This window comes from Rhizobium glycinendophyticum, from assembly GCF_006443685.1.
GTDB lineage: Bacteria > Pseudomonadota > Alphaproteobacteria > Rhizobiales > Rhizobiaceae > Allorhizobium > Allorhizobium glycinendophyticum.
Map to the genome: position 1 here is coordinate 215,869 of NZ_VFYP01000002.1, position 15,739 is coordinate 231,607.

Sequence of the window (15,739 nt, forward strand, 5' to 3'; positions counted from 1 at the left end):
CTCAAATCAGTACACACGAGCTTTCGGCGCGATCTTTTGCGGATCGATGCCTTCAGCGATGAGCTCGGTGTGGACGGGGCGGTAGTCGAGCTTGACGTCACCCGCTTCCGAGACCCAGGCAAGCGTATGCTTGCGCCAGTTCTCGTCATCGCGCCCGGCGAACGGACCAGACGTGTAGTCTTCGCGGGCGTGCGAACCGCGGCTTTCCTTGCGGGCCTCGGCCCCATAGACCGTGGTGATCGCATTGGCCATAAGGTTATGCAGCTCGAGCGTCTCGACCAGATCGGAATTCCAGATCATCGAACGATCGGTGACCTTGATATCAGGCAGTTCCTTCCAGATAGCCGACAGGCGCTTGCAGCCGCTCTCGAGCGATTCCTGCGTGCGGAAGACGGCGGCATCTTCCTGCATGGCGCGCTGCATCTTGTCGCGCAGCACGGCAGTCGGGGTCTGGCCCGACGCGTGACGCGTCTTGTCGAAGCGGTCCATGATCTTGTCGCAGGCGGAAACATTCAAATGCGGGATCGGCTCGGCCTTGTTGATGACCTCGGCAGCCCGGATCGCAGCGGCGCGGCCGAAGACAACGAGGTCGATCAGAGAGTTGGAGCCTAGACGGTTCGCACCATGGACCGAGGCGCAGCCCGCTTCGCCGACGGCCATCAGACCCGGGATGATGCGTTCCGGATTACTGGAGTCGGCATTCAGGACTTCGCCCCAGTAGTTCGTGGGAATGCCGCCCATATTGTAGTGAACGGTCGGCAGAACCGGGATCGGCTCGCGGGTCACATCGACGCCGGCAAAAATCTTCGCCGATTCCGAGATGCCCGGAAGGCGCTCGTGCAGCACGGCCGGATCGAGGTGGTCGAGATGCAGGAAGATGTGATCCTTGTTCTTGCCGACGCCGCGGCCTTCGCGGATTTCCATTGTCATGCAGCGTGAGACGACGTCACGCGAGGCGAGGTCCTTGGCAGACGGTGCATAGCGCTCCATGAAGCGCTCGCCCTCGGAGTTGACGAGATAACCGCCTTCGCCGCGCGCACCCTCGGTGATCAGGCAGCCGGCGCCATAGATGCCGGTCGGATGGAACTGGACGAATTCCATATCCTGCAGCGGAAGGCCCGCACGGGCGATCATACCGCCGCCGTCACCGGTGCAGGTATGCGCCGAGGTCGCGGAAAAGTAGGCGCGGCCATAACCACCGGTCGCCAGCACGACCATCTTGGCCGAGAAGCGATGGATCGTGCCGTCGTCCAAGTTCCAGGCGACGACGCCGGTGCAGCGGCTGCCATCGTCAGACATGATCAGATCGAGCGCGAAATATTCGATGAAGAATTCCGCATTGTTGCGCAGCGACTGGCCATAGAGCGTGTGCAGGATGGCGTGGCCGGTGCGGTCGGCGGCAGCGCAGGTGCGCTGTACCGGCGGGCCCTCGCCGTAGTTCTGCATGTGACCGCCGAACGGGCGCTGGTAGATCTTGCCTTCCTCGTTACGCGAGAAGGGAACGCCATAGTGCTCGAGCTCGTAAACCGCCTTCGGCGCTTCCATGGCGAGATACTGCATGGCATCGACGTCGCCGAGCCAGTCGGAACCCTTGACCGTGTCGTAGAGATGCCACTGCCAGCAGTCCGGCGTCATATTGGTCAGTGACGCGGCAATACCGCCCTGCGCCGCAACAGTATGACTGCGGGTCGGGAAAACCTTGGTGATGCAGGCCGTCTTGAAACCCTGTTCGGCCATGCCGAGCGTCGCGCGCAGTCCGGCGCCGCCGGCACCCACCACGACCACGTCGTAGGAATGGTCAACATAGGTATAGGCTTTGCCGGTTTGGGCGAAGTTATGAATGGTTGCCATGTTGAATTACCCTACGAAAGCGATCTTCAAGATGGCGAAAAGACAGAGACCGCCGATCAGGATCGCGAAGAATGTGTTGAGCATCAGAAGCAAGAGCTTGGGGATCTCCGCGTGGACATAGTCCTCGATGATCACCTGCATGCCCAGCCTCATATGGACCAGCGCTGACAGAACGACCAGAGCCATGACGACGGCGACCAGCGGGTGCGACAATGCGCCGACCACTTCGGCGTAGGGAGCACCGCTATACATCACGAGGAAGCCGACGAAGAAGAGGATCAGCGGCAGATTGGAGACGGCGGTCAGACGTTGACGCCAGAAGTGCTCCGTCCCTTCCTTGGCAGAGCCAAGGCCGCGGACCTTACCGAGCGGAGTGCGCATATCCATGGAGAATGCCTCAGGTGCGGATGATGTAAGCGATGGCCCAGACGACGACGGTCAGAATGACGGACGCGATGATGTTCGCCTTGGCAAGCTTGGTGGAAAAATGCTTCTCAAAGCCGTAGCCGACATCCCACATCAGGTGACGCAGACCACCGAGCATGTGGTGCAGCAGAGCCCAGGTGAAGCCAAACAGGATCAGGCGACCGATAATCGTGCCCATGAACCAGTTGACCCACTCGAAATAGTCGGCGCCGGTCGAGGCGGCGATCAGCCACCAAGCAACCAAAACGGTGCCAAAATAGAGCGCACCACCCGTGATTCGATGCAGGATCGACATCAACATGGTCGGGATGAGCTTATATACTTGCAGATGCGGCGACAGGGGCCGGTTTTTCGTCACATTCGCCATCTAAACCTCGCGGCGTCTCGATGCGGTCCGAGCTTTCGGACATTTCAGGAGCAAAAGCGCCAAAACGTAAGTGGTGCATTGCATCATGGCGACGTTTAATCCCCGAACACCCGGACGACAAGCACATTCGCTTGACGATTTCAATTTAATCGATTCGCGTGAATAGAACTTTAGCATCACGCATCGAAGCATGTCCGACTACGAAAAAAGCAAGTCGCTGGATGACTTTAGCGACTTTATCCGGCATGATGCGTTAACCACCGGTTAACCATGTTTCGGAGAGTAGCCCGATGTTCCTGTTTCGCGTAGCCCTGGCCTCGGCATTAGCCCTCCCTCTTGCCCCGACGGTCGCGTCGGCAGGCGACCGGGGGTCCGTCCAAGATCGGCATCGGCATGAGCACCATCAACAAAGCATCTTCGGTGGAGACGGGTTACCATCTGTGATACCTGGTGTCGGCACCTTTGTCGGCAGCCTGTCTGCCGTGCGCATCAAGGGCAACGGCATCTTTATCGCGCGAGACCGTCGCGCTCCTCTTCACTCGGTGATCGTTCCAGAACCAAAGGTTCAGATCATTGAAATATCTGCCGAAAATCCGGACAGCGCCTGCTCCTTCGAGGCCGGGGTCTGCGTGATCAGGCCCGGCCGCTAGACGAAGCGCCAGACCGTGGTCTTCTTGATTTCGGCATCCTCCAGGACGCGCGTCACCGGCACCATATAGGTGGCGAGCGGTTCCAGACGGGCCGTGGGCCGGTAGCTACGCCCGGGGTCGCCGACCAGCACGTCGCATCCCGCTTTTGCCAATTGCTCGAACCACAGCGTGAGAGACTGTGCGAAGGTGCTGTCATAGAAGACGTCACCCGCCAGCACGACATCGAAATCCACCGAAAGGCCGATCAGATCGTCGTCGGTAAAGGCGAGCGTCACACCGTTCAGCGCGGCATTGAGCCGCACCGCTGTGCGCGCCCAGGGATCGATGTCGGCGGCGAGCACCTCACTGGCGCCGGCCATCGCCGCAGCAATGGCCACGAGCCCGGAGCCGCTGGCGAAATCGAGCACCCGCTTGCCTCGAACGAGCTCAGGATTGTCGAGCACATGACGAGCAAGCCCCTGTCCTCCCGCCCAAGCGAAAGCCCAGAACGGCGGCGGCAGGCCGATCGCCTCCAGATCCTCCTCCGTCTTCAGCCAGAGGTCATGCACCTCGCTTGCCAGATGCAGCCGGATTTCCGGCACATGTGGTGGTACAATCGGGCTAGTATTGCCGAGGATGAACTGTTCGGGATCGGTCTTCACGGGCGAACTCAGACGGGCGGTTTATCGAGACCACCCATGCGGCAGACCTCGAAATATTCGTCTTCGGTCACCGGTTGGACGGAGAGACGCATCGACGTGACCAGAGACATCTTGGCGAGCTTTTCGTTCGCCTTGATGTCCTTGAGGCTCACCGGCTTTGGCATGTCGCAGACGGCACGGATGTCGACGCAGTCCCAGCGGGCATCGCCTTCGGCGGTGGAATCCGGATGCGACAGAGCGCAGACCTCGACGATGCCGACGATCTCAAGCCCCTCGTTGGAGTGGTAGAAGAAGCCCTTGTCGCCGATCTTCATCGCCCGCATGTTGTTGCGAGCGAGATAGTTGCGAACGCCAGTCCATTCCTCGCCGACCTCGCCCTTGGCCTTCTGCATCTCCCAGGACCACTTGAAGGGCTCGGACTTGTAAAGCCAGAACGCCATCCTGCTCACGCCTCCGGATTGTTGAAGACCCAGTTGTAGGGCTTGATCTCGACCGTCTCGAACAGGCCGGCCTTGGCGTAGGGGTCTTGTGCTGCGAGCGCCTTCGCGGCCTCAATGTCATCGGCAGCGATGAGCAACATCGAGCCACAAGGCTTGCCGTCGGAATCAAGGAAGGGGCCGGCGATCTTCAACTGGCCGGCAGCATTCAGCCCGTTCAGCCATTCGACATGGGGCGGACGCGTTTCCATCCGAAGGTTCAGGTGTCCAGGCTTGTCGGCGCAGATGACGGCAAACAACATCTTCTCTCTCCTAGGGGATCTCTTACTCGGTGGTGATCGGTCGTGACATCAGTTGGGTGATGGCGGTCGGAATATCCAGCCGGCCATCGATGATTGCGGCGACGGCCGCGGTGATCGGCATTTCGATCTGGTGCCCTTCGGCAAGCCGCGCGGCAACGGCCGCCGCAAAGGCGCCCTCGACAAGTGCCCCGCCCTGAGCGGTGATGGCTTCGCCGCGCCCGAGTGCCAGGCCGAAGCGCAGATTGCGCGATTGGTGGCTGGTGGCGGTCAAGACGAGATCGCCGAGCCCGGACAGACCACGCACCGTATCCCCTCGCCCGCCCATGGCCTCGACCAAACGGGACATCTCGGCAAGTCCGCGTGCAATCAACGCGGCGCGAGCCGAATCCCCCAGGCCCATGCCTTCGACGATGCCGCAGGCGATCGCAAGCACGTTCTTCAGGGCACCCCCGAGCTGCACGCCGATGCGATCGTCGGACGCGTAAAGACGGAACGTCTGGCCGGAGATGCTCTTTGCCAGTGCTTCGGCCGTCGCGAGATCCTGCGCTGCAACCGCCATCGCCGTCGGCAGGCCTTTGGCGATATCGGCGGCGAAACCGGGGCCAGATAGCACAGCAATCGGATGATCCGGGAGCGCGCCTTCAAGAACATCCGTGAGGAGACGTGACGTCTGCTTCTCGATACCCTTGGCGCAGATCACCACGGGGACGCCAGACTTCAGATAGGGGCGATAGGTTTCCGCAGCGGCGATTTGCGCCTGGGACGGCATGGCAAAGAGCACGACATCAGCCGCCCGGAGGTCTTCTATCCGAGCGGAATAGTCGAGGGTGGATGGCAGCGTGATGCCGGGCAGTGCCGCCTGATGCCGCCGCAGTTGGACGAGATCGGCCATGGCCGACGGATCGCGTCCCAGCAGAAGGGTGCGCGCCTTGCCGGTCTGGGCAATCACAGCAGCAAGGGCCGTACCGAAGGCGCCCGCGCCGACGACCGTGATGCCGGGAAGCATGCTCATGCCTTGGCCCCCCGCTTGCCGTAAGCGAGCAGCGCCTTTGCATCCGCATCGAGCGGCCAACGGGACCGGGGCGCGACCGCGAGTTCATCAGCCGGCATATCGAGCGCCATGCGTTCCAGGCCGGCCCAGGCGATCATCACGGCATTGTCGGTGCACAGGTGATGCGGCGGAGCGACAAAACGGAAGCCATTGATTGCGCAGAGCTCATCCAGAGTTTGCCGAACCACCTTGTTGGCGGCCACCCCACCGGCCACCACAAGGGCGGGCTGATCGACGTCGGGATAGAGCTCAGCAAAACGCTGCAACCCGCGCCCAATGCGATCCTTCAAGGTTCGGGAAATCGCATGTTGGAAGGAAGCGCAGATATCGGCGATATCCTGGTCCGTGACGGGTGCGATACCTTCAGCTGCCTGACGAACAGCCGTCTTCAGACCAGAGAAGGAGAAATCGAGCCGAGCCTCCCCGACCAGCGGCCGTGGAAATGCGAAACGCTTCGGATCACCATTCGCCGCAGCCCGCTCGACGGCCGGGCCGCCGGGATAAGGTAGGCCGAGTAGCTTCGCAGTCTTGTCAAAGGCTTCGCCAAGAGCGTCGTCGATCGTGGTGCCCCAGCGTTCGTATTCTCCAACACCCTTGACCAACACCAACTGCGTGTGGCCGCCGGAAACGAGCAACATCAGGTAAGGAAAGGCAACGCCGTCGGTCAGCCGCGCCGTGAGCGCATGGCCTTCGAGATGATTGATCGCGTAGAGCGGCTTATTGATCGCCATAGCAATCGCCTTGCCGGTCATCAGTCCAACCAGCAATCCACCGATCAGCCCCGGCCCTGAGGTCGCTGCGATAGCATCCACGTCTGCAAGCGTGACGCCCGACCGCTTTAGGGCTTCCTCGATGAGCGTATCCAACGCATCGACATGAGCGCGAGCCGCGATTTCCGGGACAACGCCGCCATAGGCGCTGTGCTCGTCAAGCTGGCTGAGCACGACGTCGGCCTCGGTTACGGCAGACCCGTCTTGCATCCGTGTGACGACGGCTGCTGCCGTCTCGTCACAGCTGGTTTCGATGCCCAGAATGCGCAGTTTGGATGCCATGGAGCCTGTCATTGATTGCGGTTGCCGAGAAACCGGTCTACGAAACCTGTCGGTAACAACGGACAAGTTCGGATGCAAACAAAACCTTTCCGTATCGGCACGCGCGGCAGCCCTCTGGCGCTTGCTCAGGCCTCAGAGACGCGCGCCCGCCTCATGGTGGCCTTTGATCTTCCGGAGGAGATGTTCGAAATCGTGGTTCTTTCGACGAAGGGTGACCGGATCACCGATCGGCCTCTGTCAGAGATCGGCGGCAAAGGGCTGTTCACTGAGGAACTGGAAGAGCAGCTTCTCTCCGGCCACCTCGACTTTGCTGTGCATTCTTCCAAGGACATGCCGACCAAGCTGCCGGACGGCCTCTTTCTGTCCGCATTCCTGCCCCGCGAAGATGTGCGTGATGCTGTCGTTGGCCGCACCGCGCCGACGCTCAAGGAACTTCCGCAGGGTGCGACCGTCGGCTCCTCGTCGCTGCGCCGACAGGCCCTCATTCGCCGGCTTCGCCCGGATATCAATGTCATCACCTTCCGCGGTCTCGTCGACACGAGGCTGCGCAAGCTTGCCGAGGGCGAGGTCGATGCCACCTTGCTCGCCTTTGCCGGACTGAAGCGGCTCGGGAAACAGGATGTCCCGACGGAACTGCTCGATCCCAGCGATTTCCCCCCGGCACCGGCACAAGGAGCGATCTGCATCGAAAGCCGCATCGGTGATTCGAGGGTGAACGAGTTGCTCGATGCCATCAACCACCGCGACACTTTCGATGCCGTGAGCTGCGAGCGTGCTTTCCTGGGCGCCCTGGACGGCTCCTGTCGTACGCCGATTGCCGGCCATGCAACGGTCGACGGCGACGCGATCCGGTTTTCCGGAATGATCCTCACGCCTGACGGCAGCCGCTGGCATGATGTGGAGATCGAAGGAAGTCGCACGGACGCCGCAATACTGGGTGCCACGGCCGGCGGGACGATCCGCACCAAGGCCGGCACCGACTTCTTCGACAGCTGGGCCTGAGCCATGCGCGTTCTGGTGACGCGCCCGATGCCGGCAGCTGAAAGAACCGCTGCGGAACTGACGAAGCGCGGTCACCAGCCGGTGCTGCTGCCTCTGATGCGGGCCGAACATCGAACCGACACGCTACGGCCGGCGCCTTTGCCAGGCGCATCGGCTCTGGCTGTGACCAGCGCCGAAGCCCTCCGCGCTTTGGCGGAGCTTCCACCACAAGAGAGGCAACCTTATCTCGCCTTGCCGCTCTTTGCGGTTGGTGAAGCGACGAAAGCGCAGGCCCGATCCCTCGGCTTTGATCGGATCGAGACGGGCGCAGGAGACGGCGCCGCCCTTGCCCGGCATCTGCTGGGGTCACCTGAGATCGACGCGGCAGAGCCAATTCTCTATCTCGCCGGCAACCCAAGATCGCCGGAATTCGAACAGACGCTGGCTGATGCCTCACGCCGGCTGAAGGTCATCGAATGCTATAGGATGGTCACAATCAAGCGCGAACCGGAAGACTTAGCCCGGGCTCTGGCATTCCCGCTGGATTGCGTCCTCCTCTACTCCTCAGAAACCGCGCGGCAATTCGCGGCCTTGGCAAAAGCAGGCGCTTTTCCGGCCGATCGGGTAAAAAGCCTCCGCTTCCTGTGTCTCAGCCACAAGATTGCCGCCGCATTGCCGGAAGATTTTATGGCTTATGCGGTCTGGCCGATGGAACCTCGCGAGGACTTAGTCCTTGATCTGGTCTAGGGCGGGGAACAAGGAAATGGACCTTCACCCTTCCCATCGCTGCGCGGACTGACTAGGTTTAATTGCATCTAGGGAAATGAAGAGGTTGCCATGGTTTCCGGAAAGCCACCCCGTCGATCGAAGTCCCCGGACGATCCGGTCACGATCGAACTGACGGCCAAGGAAACGGCACCGACGGACGAGGCCGCACAGGCGCCAGACGTCGCTCGCACCGAGGATATGACGCCAATCGCTGAGCCGGGCGTTGGCGACACTGCCGAAACGAGCCCCTTGGATGAGACGTCGCGCGCAGACACTGCTGCCGAACCAACGACTTCGGACAGCGCCACGGTTCCCCCCGCCAGCCCGGACACCTCCGGCAACAGCACGGTCACGACCGTTTCGCCCTCCACCTCTGCGCTCATCGCTTCCGGTATATTCGGGGGTCTGATCGCTTTGGCACTCGCCGGCAGCATGCAATATGCCGGCGTCATTCCGGGCATCGGACCTCAACAGCAGGCACCGGCCGAAGCGAGCGACGGCACCGAACTGGAAGCCCTGAGGGCTGAAGTCGCCCGATTGGCGAATGCCCCGCCAGGCTCCGCTGCGGATCCAGCGCTCGTCGAACGCATCGCAGCATTGGAAGCCAAGGCTGCCAATGGCGAGGCGAACCCGAGTGTCGATCCATCGATCGTCGAGGAATTGCGCACCCAGCTTGCCGGCGCCGAACAGTCGATCGCGGCCCTTCGCGACCAGATCGCCAGCAATGCAAAAGCTCTGGACGAGAGCCGGACACGGCTGAGCGAAGCGGAGCGCAAGATTGATGAACCGCGCAGCGATGTCGAAATGGCGCGTGCAATAGCTCTGGCCGGCCTGAAGACAGCGATTGACCGTGGCGGTCCTTTCCTCTCTGAACTTGATGCGCTGAAGAGCGTTTCGCCCGAAGACCCGGCCATCACCCCTCTGTCGCGCATGGCCTCGGCTGGCCTTCAGTCTCGCTCGGAGCTCTCACGCGACTTCAGCCAGGTTTCCGATGATATCCTTACTGCGATCAACCAGCCCGATGTCGGCGAAGGCTGGACAGACCGCTTGCTTGCCAGCGCGAAGTCTCTGGTGAAGGTTCGCCCGGTCGGCAATGTCGAGGGCGAGACGCCTGAGGCCATTGTCGCCCGCGTTGAGAACAAACTGCAGAACGGCGACCTGAAGGGCGCCGCTCTTGAATGGGAGACATTGCCGGAAGCCGGCAAGGCAGCCTCGGCTGACTTCGGCGAGGCCTTGAAAAACCGCATCGAGGCGGAAGAGGTGGTGGCGGGCGCCTTGTCCAAGACCATCGCTGGAAATGGGGGCTGATGGCATGACGACGATCTTCAAGGTACTGTTCTTTCTCGCCCTGATCCTCGCCGCCGCCTTCGGATTTTCCTGGATTGCCGATCGCCCCGGCAATCTCTCGCTTGAGTGGGAGGGCCAGAACTACCAGACAACCCTAATGGTGGCGCTGACGGCCCTTGTCGCCCTGATCGGGCTGGTGATGGCCTTTTGGTGGATGATCCGCACTCTGTGGACCTCACCGCATTCTGTTCGCCGTTTCTTCCGTGCTCGCAAGCGTGATCGTGGGTATCAGGCGCTGTCGACGGGCCTGATCGCGGCCGGCGCCGGCAATGCGCTGCTGGCTCGCAAGATGAGCGCCCGCGCCCGCGGCCTGATCCGCGCCGATCAGGAGCCGCTGATCCGCGTTCTGGACGCCCAGACGGCCCTAATCGAAGGACGTCACGACGAGGCCCGACGGCTTTATCAAGAGATGTCTGAAGATCCCGAAACCCGAGAACTCGGCTTGCGGGGTCTCTATGTCGAGGCCAGCAGGCTCGGTGCACACGAGGCGGCACGCCAATATGCCGAGACGGCGGCCGAACATGCGCCCTATCTGCCGTGGGCCGCCAAGGCCACGCTGGAATATCGCTGCCGCGCCGGCCATTGGGATGACGCCATCCGCCTGCTCGATCAGCAGCGCATTGCCAATGTCATAGAGCGCCACGAAGCCGACCGACTGAAGGCGGTACTCCTGACAGCACGCGCCCAGGACCAGCTGGAGGCGGAACCGACTGCGGCCCGCGATAGCGCATTGAAAGCGTTGAAGCTGGCCAAGGATCTGGTGCCTGCGGCAATCGTTGCCGCGAAAGCCTATATTCGGGAAGACAACCTGCGCAAGGCGGCAAGCACGCTGGAACAAGTCTGGAAAATCGAACCCCATCCAGAGATCGCGGCGGCTTATATGCGATCACGCAGCGGCGACAGTGCGGCAGACCGCCTGAAGAAGGCTGAAAAGCTGGAAGCGCTGAAGCCCAACAACATCGAATCGCTGCTCGCAGTTGCAGAGGCGGCTCTCGACGCCCAGGATTTCAAACGTGCCCGGGCCAAGGCGGAAGCCGCTGCCCGCATGGGGTCCCGCGAACGGGTCTATTTGCTTCTTGCCGACATCGAGGAAGCCGAAACCGGTGATCAGGGTCGTATCCGGCACTGGATGGGTCAGGCGCTCAAGGCGCCCCGTGACCCGGCCTGGGTGGCAGACGGTCATGTCTCGGATCATTGGTTGCCGATCTCGCCCGTAACGGGCGGCCTCGATGCCTTCGAGTGGAAGGTTCCCATTGACCAGCTTGCAGGCCCGATTGAAGAAGGTAGCCTTTCCCAAGGAGAGCAGGCGCTTGCCTCACTTCCGCCGGTAAGCAGCTCTCCCAAGACGGAGGCGAAGCCAGCCAAGGTGATCGAGCCGGAGGTGGTCGTGATCCACCAGTCGGAGACGGTTGCGGAGCCCGCAGCCGACGAGGCCCCGACAAGAGCGACTGCGGAGCCTCCGAAGGCCACGAAGGCGGAGCCGATGACACCTGAGCCCTTCTTCGGCCGTCCGCCGGATGACCCAGGCGTCAAGGATCCCTTGGTGGCGACGGCCGAACCCAAGACGCGTCTCAAGCTGTTCTGACAGGAACCCGATGCTGCTCGATCGTCTCCAGACTTTTTTCCAATCCGTGATGCAAGACCATCCGAAATCGGTCTTTGCACCGGACGATCCACGCATTGCAGTCGCGGCTCTGTGCTTTCAGGTCATGGAAGCGGACGGCGTCGTGCTCGATGTCGAGCGCGACAAGTTGCGAGACATCCTGCGGCAGCAATACGGCCTCGATGGCGAGCAGCTGGACGCGATGTTGCGAGCCGGCCAAGACGCCGAAAACGAGGCGGTCGACTATTACCGTTTCACCAACGACCTCAAACGTCACCTCGATGAGGCCCAGCGGCAGCAACTGGTCGGGATCCTATGGGACATCGTCTACGCTGACGGCACGCGCAGCGAGATGGAAGATCACGCTATCTGGCGCGTGGCGGATCTGCTGGGTGTCTCGGGTCGAGAGCGCATCGCTCTCAGGCAAGAGGCTGCCCACCGGGCGGGCCTTGGAGCCACCGACGATGCATCCTGACCGCCGGCTGCTCACCAGAAGCGGCAAGCAGCCTGTACTCATCGTCCTGCATCAGGAGCGGTCAAGCCCGGGTCGGGTGGGCCAGATGCTGGAGGAGAAGGGATACCCTCTCGATATCCGGCGACCGGTTCTCGGGCAATCGCTACCAGACACTTTGGCAGGTCACGCCGGCGCCGTCGTCTTCGGCGGGCCGATGAGTGCCAATGATCCCGAAGAGTTCGTTCGACAGGAAATCAGTTGGCTCAACGTGCCGCTGAAGGAGAACAAGCCGTTCCTCGGCATCTGCCTTGGCGCCCAAATGCTGGTGCGCCAGCTCGGCGGGAAGGTCGAAGCGGACCGCGAACAGCGCACCGAAATCGGGTGGTATCCGATCCGTCCAACCGAGCATGGGCGTCTGCTGATGCCGTGGCCAAAAATGGTCTATCATTTTCACCGGGAGGGATTTTCCCTGCCACATGGCGCCAAGCTTCTGGCAACTGGCGACATCTATCCAAATCAGGCTTTTCGGTATGGTGAGAATGCTTGGGGCGTTCAGTTCCATGCCGAACTAACGAGAGCCATGATGCACCGCTGGGTGGTACACGGCGCGCATCGCTTCGTCCTGCCCAATGCTCAGCAGGGCCGCGAGCATCTCGAAGGCCGCATGATCTTCGATGCGCCACTGAAGGCCTGGCTCTCAGATTTCCTTGACCTCATCTTCGAGACGCCTCAGCGCGCTTCGTGACGTTCCGGCGCCTCAAGCCCGTCGATCTTGCGCAGCTGCGGGAAACCGAGCGCCCAGATAACGGCAACCGCTAGCGTCCCAATACCGCCGACGACGACAGCCGGAACAGGGCCGATGAAATGGGCCATGGTGCCAGCACGGAATTCTCCAAGCTCGTTCGATGCCCCGACGAAAACCATGTTGACGGCATTCACTCGGCCACGCACCTCGTCCGGTGTCCAAAGCGCAATCAGCGTCTCGCGCACATAGACCGAGGCCATGTCTGCCGCCCCCATCAACATCAGCGCTGCGATTGACAGCCAAGCAGTCTCCGAAAGGCCGAACAGCACCGTGCCGACGCCAAACAGGGCCACACCGACAAACATGAAGGTGCCGGCGTTGTGGCGGATCGGGAAGCTTGCCAGGGCGATGGCGACCAGAATAGCTCCGACACCGGGCGCGGCGCGGAGAAGACCGAGGCCCCATGGGCCAAGCGTCAGGATGTCCCGCGCAAAGACCGGCATCAGCGCGATGGCACCGCCGAGAAGCACGGCGAAGAGGTCGAGCGAAATGGCGCCGAGCACAACCTTTTCACCGAAGATGAACCGGAAGCCGGCAAGCAGGCTGTCGCGCGTGACCGCCTTGTTGGAGACACGCTGGGGCGGACGCGGAATGGTGAACACCAGGATAGCGGCCGCAACGAAGAACAGGAAGCAGACGGAATAGGCGACCGTCGGGCTTGCTCCATAGAGAAGGCCACCTGCAACCGGGCCGACGATGGAGGCTGTCTGCCAAGAGGACGAGTTCCAGGCGACGGCATTCGACAAGTCCTTGGGCGGCACCAGATTGGGGCTGAGCGACTGGACGGCGGGAGCAGCAAAGGCGCGTTCGATGCCGAAGACGACGAGAATGGCAAAGACGATCGTCGGCTCGAAGGCATCCGTGATAGTCAGCGCCAGAAGAGCGCCGCCACAGACCGCACTCAGCACCATGCAGGCCGCGACGATGACCCGCCGGTTATACCGGTCGGCGACTGAACCCGTGACCAGGATCAACAGCAGCGACGGCAGGAACTGCACGAGCCCGATCAGGCCGAGATAGAAAGCGCTGCCGGTCTTGTCATACATCTGCCAGCCGACCGAGACGCTGAGGATCTGGGTGGCAAAGGCACCAAGAAAGCGGGCGAAGAAGAAGCGGGCATAGGAGGAATGTCGGAACGCCGCGAAACGATCGTCGGCCGAGGACGGGTGCATGGTCTAAAAAACCTTGAAATGCGGGCGAACGCCCCTGCGTTAAACATGATTCGGATTGCGTGGGCCCCATCCACTTGTCCGTTAAGTCGCCAATGTCTACATCTCTGTCAACCAAGAAATGGAGACTTGAATGGTTGCCCTCTTTCAGACGATCGACCTGGCCTTAAGCATCTTTACCTGGATCTTGATCGGGAGCGCGATCTTCTCGTGGCTGTATGCGTTCAACGTAATCAATTCCAGCAATCGCTTCGTCGCCTCGCTCGGCCAATTCTTCTATAATGTGACCGAGCCCGTGCTTCGCCCGATCCGCCGCTTCATGCCGGATCTGGGCGGCATCGACATCTCGCCGATCATCGTGCTGCTGATCATTTTCTTCCTGCGCTCCTTCCTCTGGAACAGCATCTTCCCGCTGGTTGCCTGAGTTAGCCGGCTATGGAATCGCGACACTGAGTATAAGAAAATCCTCCGGATCGATCTGATTCGGAGGATTTGCAATTTCAGAAGCAAGAGGGAAGTGCCCGGTGAGGCTTACTTCTCGTCCTTGGCGCGCTGGATCGATTCCAAGATGATCTGCTTGGCATAATCAACGTCCTTCCAGCCACCGATCTTCACCCACTTGCCGGGCTCCAGATCCTTGTAGTGCTCAAAGAAGTGCTGGATCTGCTTCAGGGTGATTTCCGGAAGATCGGTGTAATTGGCGATCTTGTCGTAGCGGCGGGTCAGCTTCGGAACAGGAACGGCAAGGATCTTCTCGTCCATGCCGCCATCATCTTCCATCATCATGACGCCGATCGGGCGTACATTGATCACGCAACCCGGCACCAGCGGACGGGTATTGCAGATCAGAACGTCCAGCGGATCGCCGTCGAGGCAGAGCGTGTGCGGCACGAAGCCGTAATTGCCCGGATAGGTCATCGGGGTGTAAAGGAAGCGGTCGACGACGAGCGTACCTGCGTCCTTGTCCATTTCGTACTTGATCGGTTGGCCGCCGACCGGAACCTCAACGATCACGTTGATGTCTTCCGGCGGGTTCTTGCCAATGGCAATTGCATCGATACGCATGTCTGGACCCCGTAGAGTGTTGAATTCTCGCGCTACCTAATGCGAAATATGGCGCAATGCAACACGGCTTTGGGTGAAGCCTGGATGACAAAACTGCCACAGCCGTTCCGGGAGGAGAAACACGCCGTGAAGATGTCCAGCATTCTGTCGCTCGTTATAATGACGATCGCCGTCCTCGTCCTGCCTGAAGCTGCAAGGGCCAATGACAGCGTCTATACCGACCTCGATCTCGACCAATGCCAGACCCTGGCAGAAGATCAGATGGGCGTTTCCCTCAAATGCAGGGGCTACCGCGGCGAGCCGGTCTACTTCAAGGAAGGTGACCTTAGACAAAGCGTGTTCTACGGTCGGGTCGACAAGGAACTGATTGAAGGCGCGTTCGAAAGTTTCTCGGCATTCAACCACATAAATACAAAGATCGAGTGGCGGCTCAATGATGCGGGCGAACCCTTCGCCGCCATCCTGCGCTGGTTCATCGACAATCCCGGGCCTGAGGGCGGCTCGACCAAAGCATCTCGCGGCGAAATCCTTGTCGTGTCCCGCGTCGGCACTTCGGACTATGGCGGGTCCTGCATGGTGGCTCTCGTGGACGCAAAGGCCAATGCGGATGCCAACGTAAAAGCCCGCCAAATCGCCGATGACACCGCGCAGGACTTTGCCTGTGGCATGCAGGAGCCGGAATGGGTAGGCAAGCGCGGTGACCTCGTCAGTGAACGAACATTCAGCTGGCCGGAAGGTTACGTGGTCGAATGAGAGGAAAACAGACGGCG

19 protein-coding genes are annotated in these 15,739 nt (G+C 61.2%); 9 read left to right on the forward strand and 10 right to left on the reverse strand.

Going from position 1 to position 15,739, the window contains the following annotated elements:
* Positions 1-6: 6 nt before the first annotated feature.
* Genes sdhA through sdhC form a run of 3 tightly spaced genes read right to left on the reverse strand, consistent with a single transcriptional unit; the run spans position 7 to position 2,644 of the window.
* Entirely contained in the window at positions 7-1,851 is a 1,845-nt protein-coding gene (gene sdhA / locus FJQ55_RS15655; protein WP_140829589.1) for a succinate dehydrogenase flavoprotein subunit, read from the reverse strand.
* A gap of 6 nt (positions 1,852-1,857) precedes the next feature.
* Positions 1,858-2,238: a succinate dehydrogenase, hydrophobic membrane anchor protein gene (gene sdhD / locus FJQ55_RS15660; RefSeq protein ID WP_140829590.1), complete on the reverse strand. Its 381-nt coding sequence runs from the start codon at positions 2,236-2,238 to the stop codon at positions 1,858-1,860.
* Between the two features lie 10 nt (positions 2,239-2,248).
* Entirely contained in the window at positions 2,249-2,644 is a 396-nt protein-coding gene (gene sdhC / locus FJQ55_RS15665) for a succinate dehydrogenase, cytochrome b556 subunit (protein WP_140829592.1), read from the reverse strand.
* Positions 2,645-2,934: 290 nt separating this feature from the next.
* Between sdhC and FJQ55_RS15670 the strand changes: the two genes are divergently transcribed.
* Positions 2,935-3,294 (forward strand): hypothetical protein, encoded by a 360-nt coding sequence (locus tag FJQ55_RS15670; protein WP_140829594.1) that lies wholly within the window; start codon positions 2,935-2,937, stop codon positions 3,292-3,294.
* Here the strand turns inward: FJQ55_RS15670 and FJQ55_RS15675 are convergent.
* From FJQ55_RS15675 to tsaD, 5 genes are read right to left on the reverse strand one after another with little or no spacing between them, the layout of a single operon-like run.
* Positions 3,291-3,935 carry a class I SAM-dependent methyltransferase gene (locus FJQ55_RS15675; RefSeq protein ID WP_140829596.1) on the reverse strand — a complete coding sequence of 215 codons (645 nt, stop codon included), beginning with the start codon at positions 3,933-3,935 and terminating at the stop codon, positions 3,291-3,293. The genes FJQ55_RS15670 and FJQ55_RS15675 overlap by 4 nt on opposite strands.
* 8 nt (positions 3,936-3,943) lie before the next feature.
* Positions 3,944-4,375, reverse strand: a complete 432-nt coding sequence (locus FJQ55_RS15680) for an EVE domain-containing protein (RefSeq protein WP_140829598.1) — start codon at positions 4,373-4,375, stop codon at positions 3,944-3,946.
* A gap of 5 nt (positions 4,376-4,380) precedes the next feature.
* Positions 4,381-4,674: a YciI-like protein gene (locus FJQ55_RS15685; protein ID WP_076396836.1), complete on the reverse strand. Its 294-nt coding sequence runs from the start codon at positions 4,672-4,674 to the stop codon at positions 4,381-4,383.
* A gap of 22 nt (positions 4,675-4,696) precedes the next feature.
* A complete protein-coding gene (locus FJQ55_RS15690) occupies positions 4,697-5,680 on the reverse strand; it encodes an NAD(P)H-dependent glycerol-3-phosphate dehydrogenase (protein WP_167507748.1) in 984 nt (327 codons plus the stop codon).
* 2 nt (positions 5,681-5,682) lie between these two features.
* Positions 5,683-6,777: a tRNA (adenosine(37)-N6)-threonylcarbamoyltransferase complex transferase subunit TsaD gene (gene tsaD, locus FJQ55_RS15695; protein WP_140829602.1), complete on the reverse strand. Its 1,095-nt coding sequence runs from the start codon at positions 6,775-6,777 to the stop codon at positions 5,683-5,685.
* A gap of 72 nt (positions 6,778-6,849) precedes the next feature.
* On the opposite strand from tsaD, the gene hemC reads away from it, so the two are divergent.
* From hemC to FJQ55_RS15725, 6 genes are all read left to right on the forward strand, one after another.
* On the forward strand, positions 6,850-7,779 hold the full coding sequence (hemC, locus tag FJQ55_RS15700; protein ID WP_140829604.1) for a hydroxymethylbilane synthase: 930 nt from the start codon (positions 6,850-6,852) through the stop codon (positions 7,777-7,779).
* Between the two features lie 3 nt (positions 7,780-7,782).
* Positions 7,783-8,505, forward strand: coding sequence for a uroporphyrinogen-III synthase (locus tag FJQ55_RS15705; RefSeq protein WP_140829606.1), 723 nt, complete (start codon positions 7,783-7,785; stop codon positions 8,503-8,505).
* A gap of 90 nt (positions 8,506-8,595) precedes the next feature.
* A complete protein-coding gene (locus FJQ55_RS15710) occupies positions 8,596-9,834 on the forward strand; it encodes a COG4223 family protein (protein ID WP_140829607.1) in 1,239 nt (412 codons plus the stop codon).
* A 4-nt stretch (positions 9,835-9,838) separates the two neighbouring features.
* Positions 9,839-11,458, forward strand: a complete 1,620-nt coding sequence (locus FJQ55_RS15715; protein WP_140829609.1) for a heme biosynthesis protein HemY — start codon at positions 9,839-9,841, stop codon at positions 11,456-11,458.
* Between the two features lie 13 nt (positions 11,459-11,471).
* Positions 11,472-11,951: a tellurite resistance TerB family protein gene (locus tag FJQ55_RS15720; protein ID WP_140830040.1), complete on the forward strand. Its 480-nt coding sequence runs from the start codon at positions 11,472-11,474 to the stop codon at positions 11,949-11,951.
* Positions 11,941-12,675 carry a glutamine amidotransferase gene (locus FJQ55_RS15725; RefSeq protein ID WP_140829611.1) on the forward strand — a complete coding sequence of 245 codons (735 nt, stop codon included), beginning with the start codon at positions 11,941-11,943 and terminating at the stop codon, positions 12,673-12,675. The genes FJQ55_RS15720 and FJQ55_RS15725 overlap by 11 nt, the downstream gene beginning before the upstream one ends.
* On the opposite strand, the gene FJQ55_RS15730 is transcribed toward FJQ55_RS15725, so the two are convergent.
* Positions 12,660-13,907 carry an MFS transporter gene (locus FJQ55_RS15730; protein WP_140829613.1) on the reverse strand — a complete coding sequence of 416 codons (1,248 nt, stop codon included), beginning with the start codon at positions 13,905-13,907 and terminating at the stop codon, positions 12,660-12,662. The genes FJQ55_RS15725 and FJQ55_RS15730 overlap by 16 nt on opposite strands.
* Before the next feature lie 130 nt (positions 13,908-14,037).
* Between FJQ55_RS15730 and FJQ55_RS15735 the strand changes: the two genes are divergently transcribed.
* Positions 14,038-14,328 carry a YggT family protein gene (locus tag FJQ55_RS15735; RefSeq protein ID WP_062282226.1) on the forward strand — a complete coding sequence of 97 codons (291 nt, stop codon included), beginning with the start codon at positions 14,038-14,040 and terminating at the stop codon, positions 14,326-14,328.
* Positions 14,329-14,435: 107 nt separating this feature from the next.
* Here the strand turns inward: FJQ55_RS15735 and ppa are convergent, their stop codons facing one another.
* On the reverse strand, positions 14,436-14,969 hold the full coding sequence (ppa, locus tag FJQ55_RS15740; protein ID WP_062282223.1) for an inorganic diphosphatase: 534 nt from the start codon (positions 14,967-14,969) through the stop codon (positions 14,436-14,438).
* A gap of 126 nt (positions 14,970-15,095) precedes the next feature.
* Here ppa and FJQ55_RS15745 point away from each other — a divergent pair, with 126 nt between their 5' ends.
* Positions 15,096-15,722: a hypothetical protein gene (locus FJQ55_RS15745; protein WP_425467537.1), complete on the forward strand. Its 627-nt coding sequence runs from the start codon at positions 15,096-15,098 to the stop codon at positions 15,720-15,722.
* Positions 15,723-15,739 lie beyond the last annotated feature (17 nt).

Bases quoted from the DNA above. Each gene is read 5' to 3' on its own strand.
- sdhA (WP_140829589.1), bottom strand. From the start codon at position 1,851: ATGGCAACCATTCATAACTTCGCCCAAACCGGCAAAGCCTATACCTAT.
- ppa (WP_062282223.1), bottom strand. From the start codon at position 14,969: ATGCGTATCGATGCAATTGCCATTGGCAAGAACCCGCCGGAAGACATC.
- FJQ55_RS15705 (WP_140829606.1), top strand. From the start codon at position 7,783: ATGCGCGTTCTGGTGACGCGCCCGATGCCGGCAGCTGAAAGAACCGCT.
- FJQ55_RS15685 (WP_076396836.1), bottom strand. From the start codon at position 4,674: ATGTTGTTTGCCGTCATCTGCGCCGACAAGCCTGGACACCTGAACCTT.
- FJQ55_RS15690 (WP_167507748.1), bottom strand. From the start codon at position 5,680: ATGCTTCCCGGCATCACGGTCGTCGGCGCGGGCGCCTTCGGTACGGCC.
- sdhC (WP_140829592.1), bottom strand. From the start codon at position 2,644: ATGGCGAATGTGACGAAAAACCGGCCCCTGTCGCCGCATCTGCAAGTA.
- FJQ55_RS15680 (WP_140829598.1), bottom strand. From the start codon at position 4,375: ATGGCGTTCTGGCTTTACAAGTCCGAGCCCTTCAAGTGGTCCTGGGAG.
- FJQ55_RS15735 (WP_062282226.1), top strand. From the start codon at position 14,038: ATGGTTGCCCTCTTTCAGACGATCGACCTGGCCTTAAGCATCTTTACC.
- FJQ55_RS15730 (WP_140829613.1), bottom strand. From the start codon at position 13,907: ATGCACCCGTCCTCGGCCGACGATCGTTTCGCGGCGTTCCGACATTCC.
- FJQ55_RS15670 (WP_140829594.1), top strand. From the start codon at position 2,935: ATGTTCCTGTTTCGCGTAGCCCTGGCCTCGGCATTAGCCCTCCCTCTT.
- FJQ55_RS15710 (WP_140829607.1), top strand. From the start codon at position 8,596: ATGGTTTCCGGAAAGCCACCCCGTCGATCGAAGTCCCCGGACGATCCG.
- hemC (WP_140829604.1), top strand. From the start codon at position 6,850: ATGCAAACAAAACCTTTCCGTATCGGCACGCGCGGCAGCCCTCTGGCG.
- tsaD (WP_140829602.1), bottom strand. From the start codon at position 6,777: ATGGCATCCAAACTGCGCATTCTGGGCATCGAAACCAGCTGTGACGAG.
- sdhD (WP_140829590.1), bottom strand. From the start codon at position 2,238: ATGGATATGCGCACTCCGCTCGGTAAGGTCCGCGGCCTTGGCTCTGCC.
- FJQ55_RS15715 (WP_140829609.1), top strand. From the start codon at position 9,839: ATGACGACGATCTTCAAGGTACTGTTCTTTCTCGCCCTGATCCTCGCC.
- FJQ55_RS15725 (WP_140829611.1), top strand. From the start codon at position 11,941: ATGCATCCTGACCGCCGGCTGCTCACCAGAAGCGGCAAGCAGCCTGTA.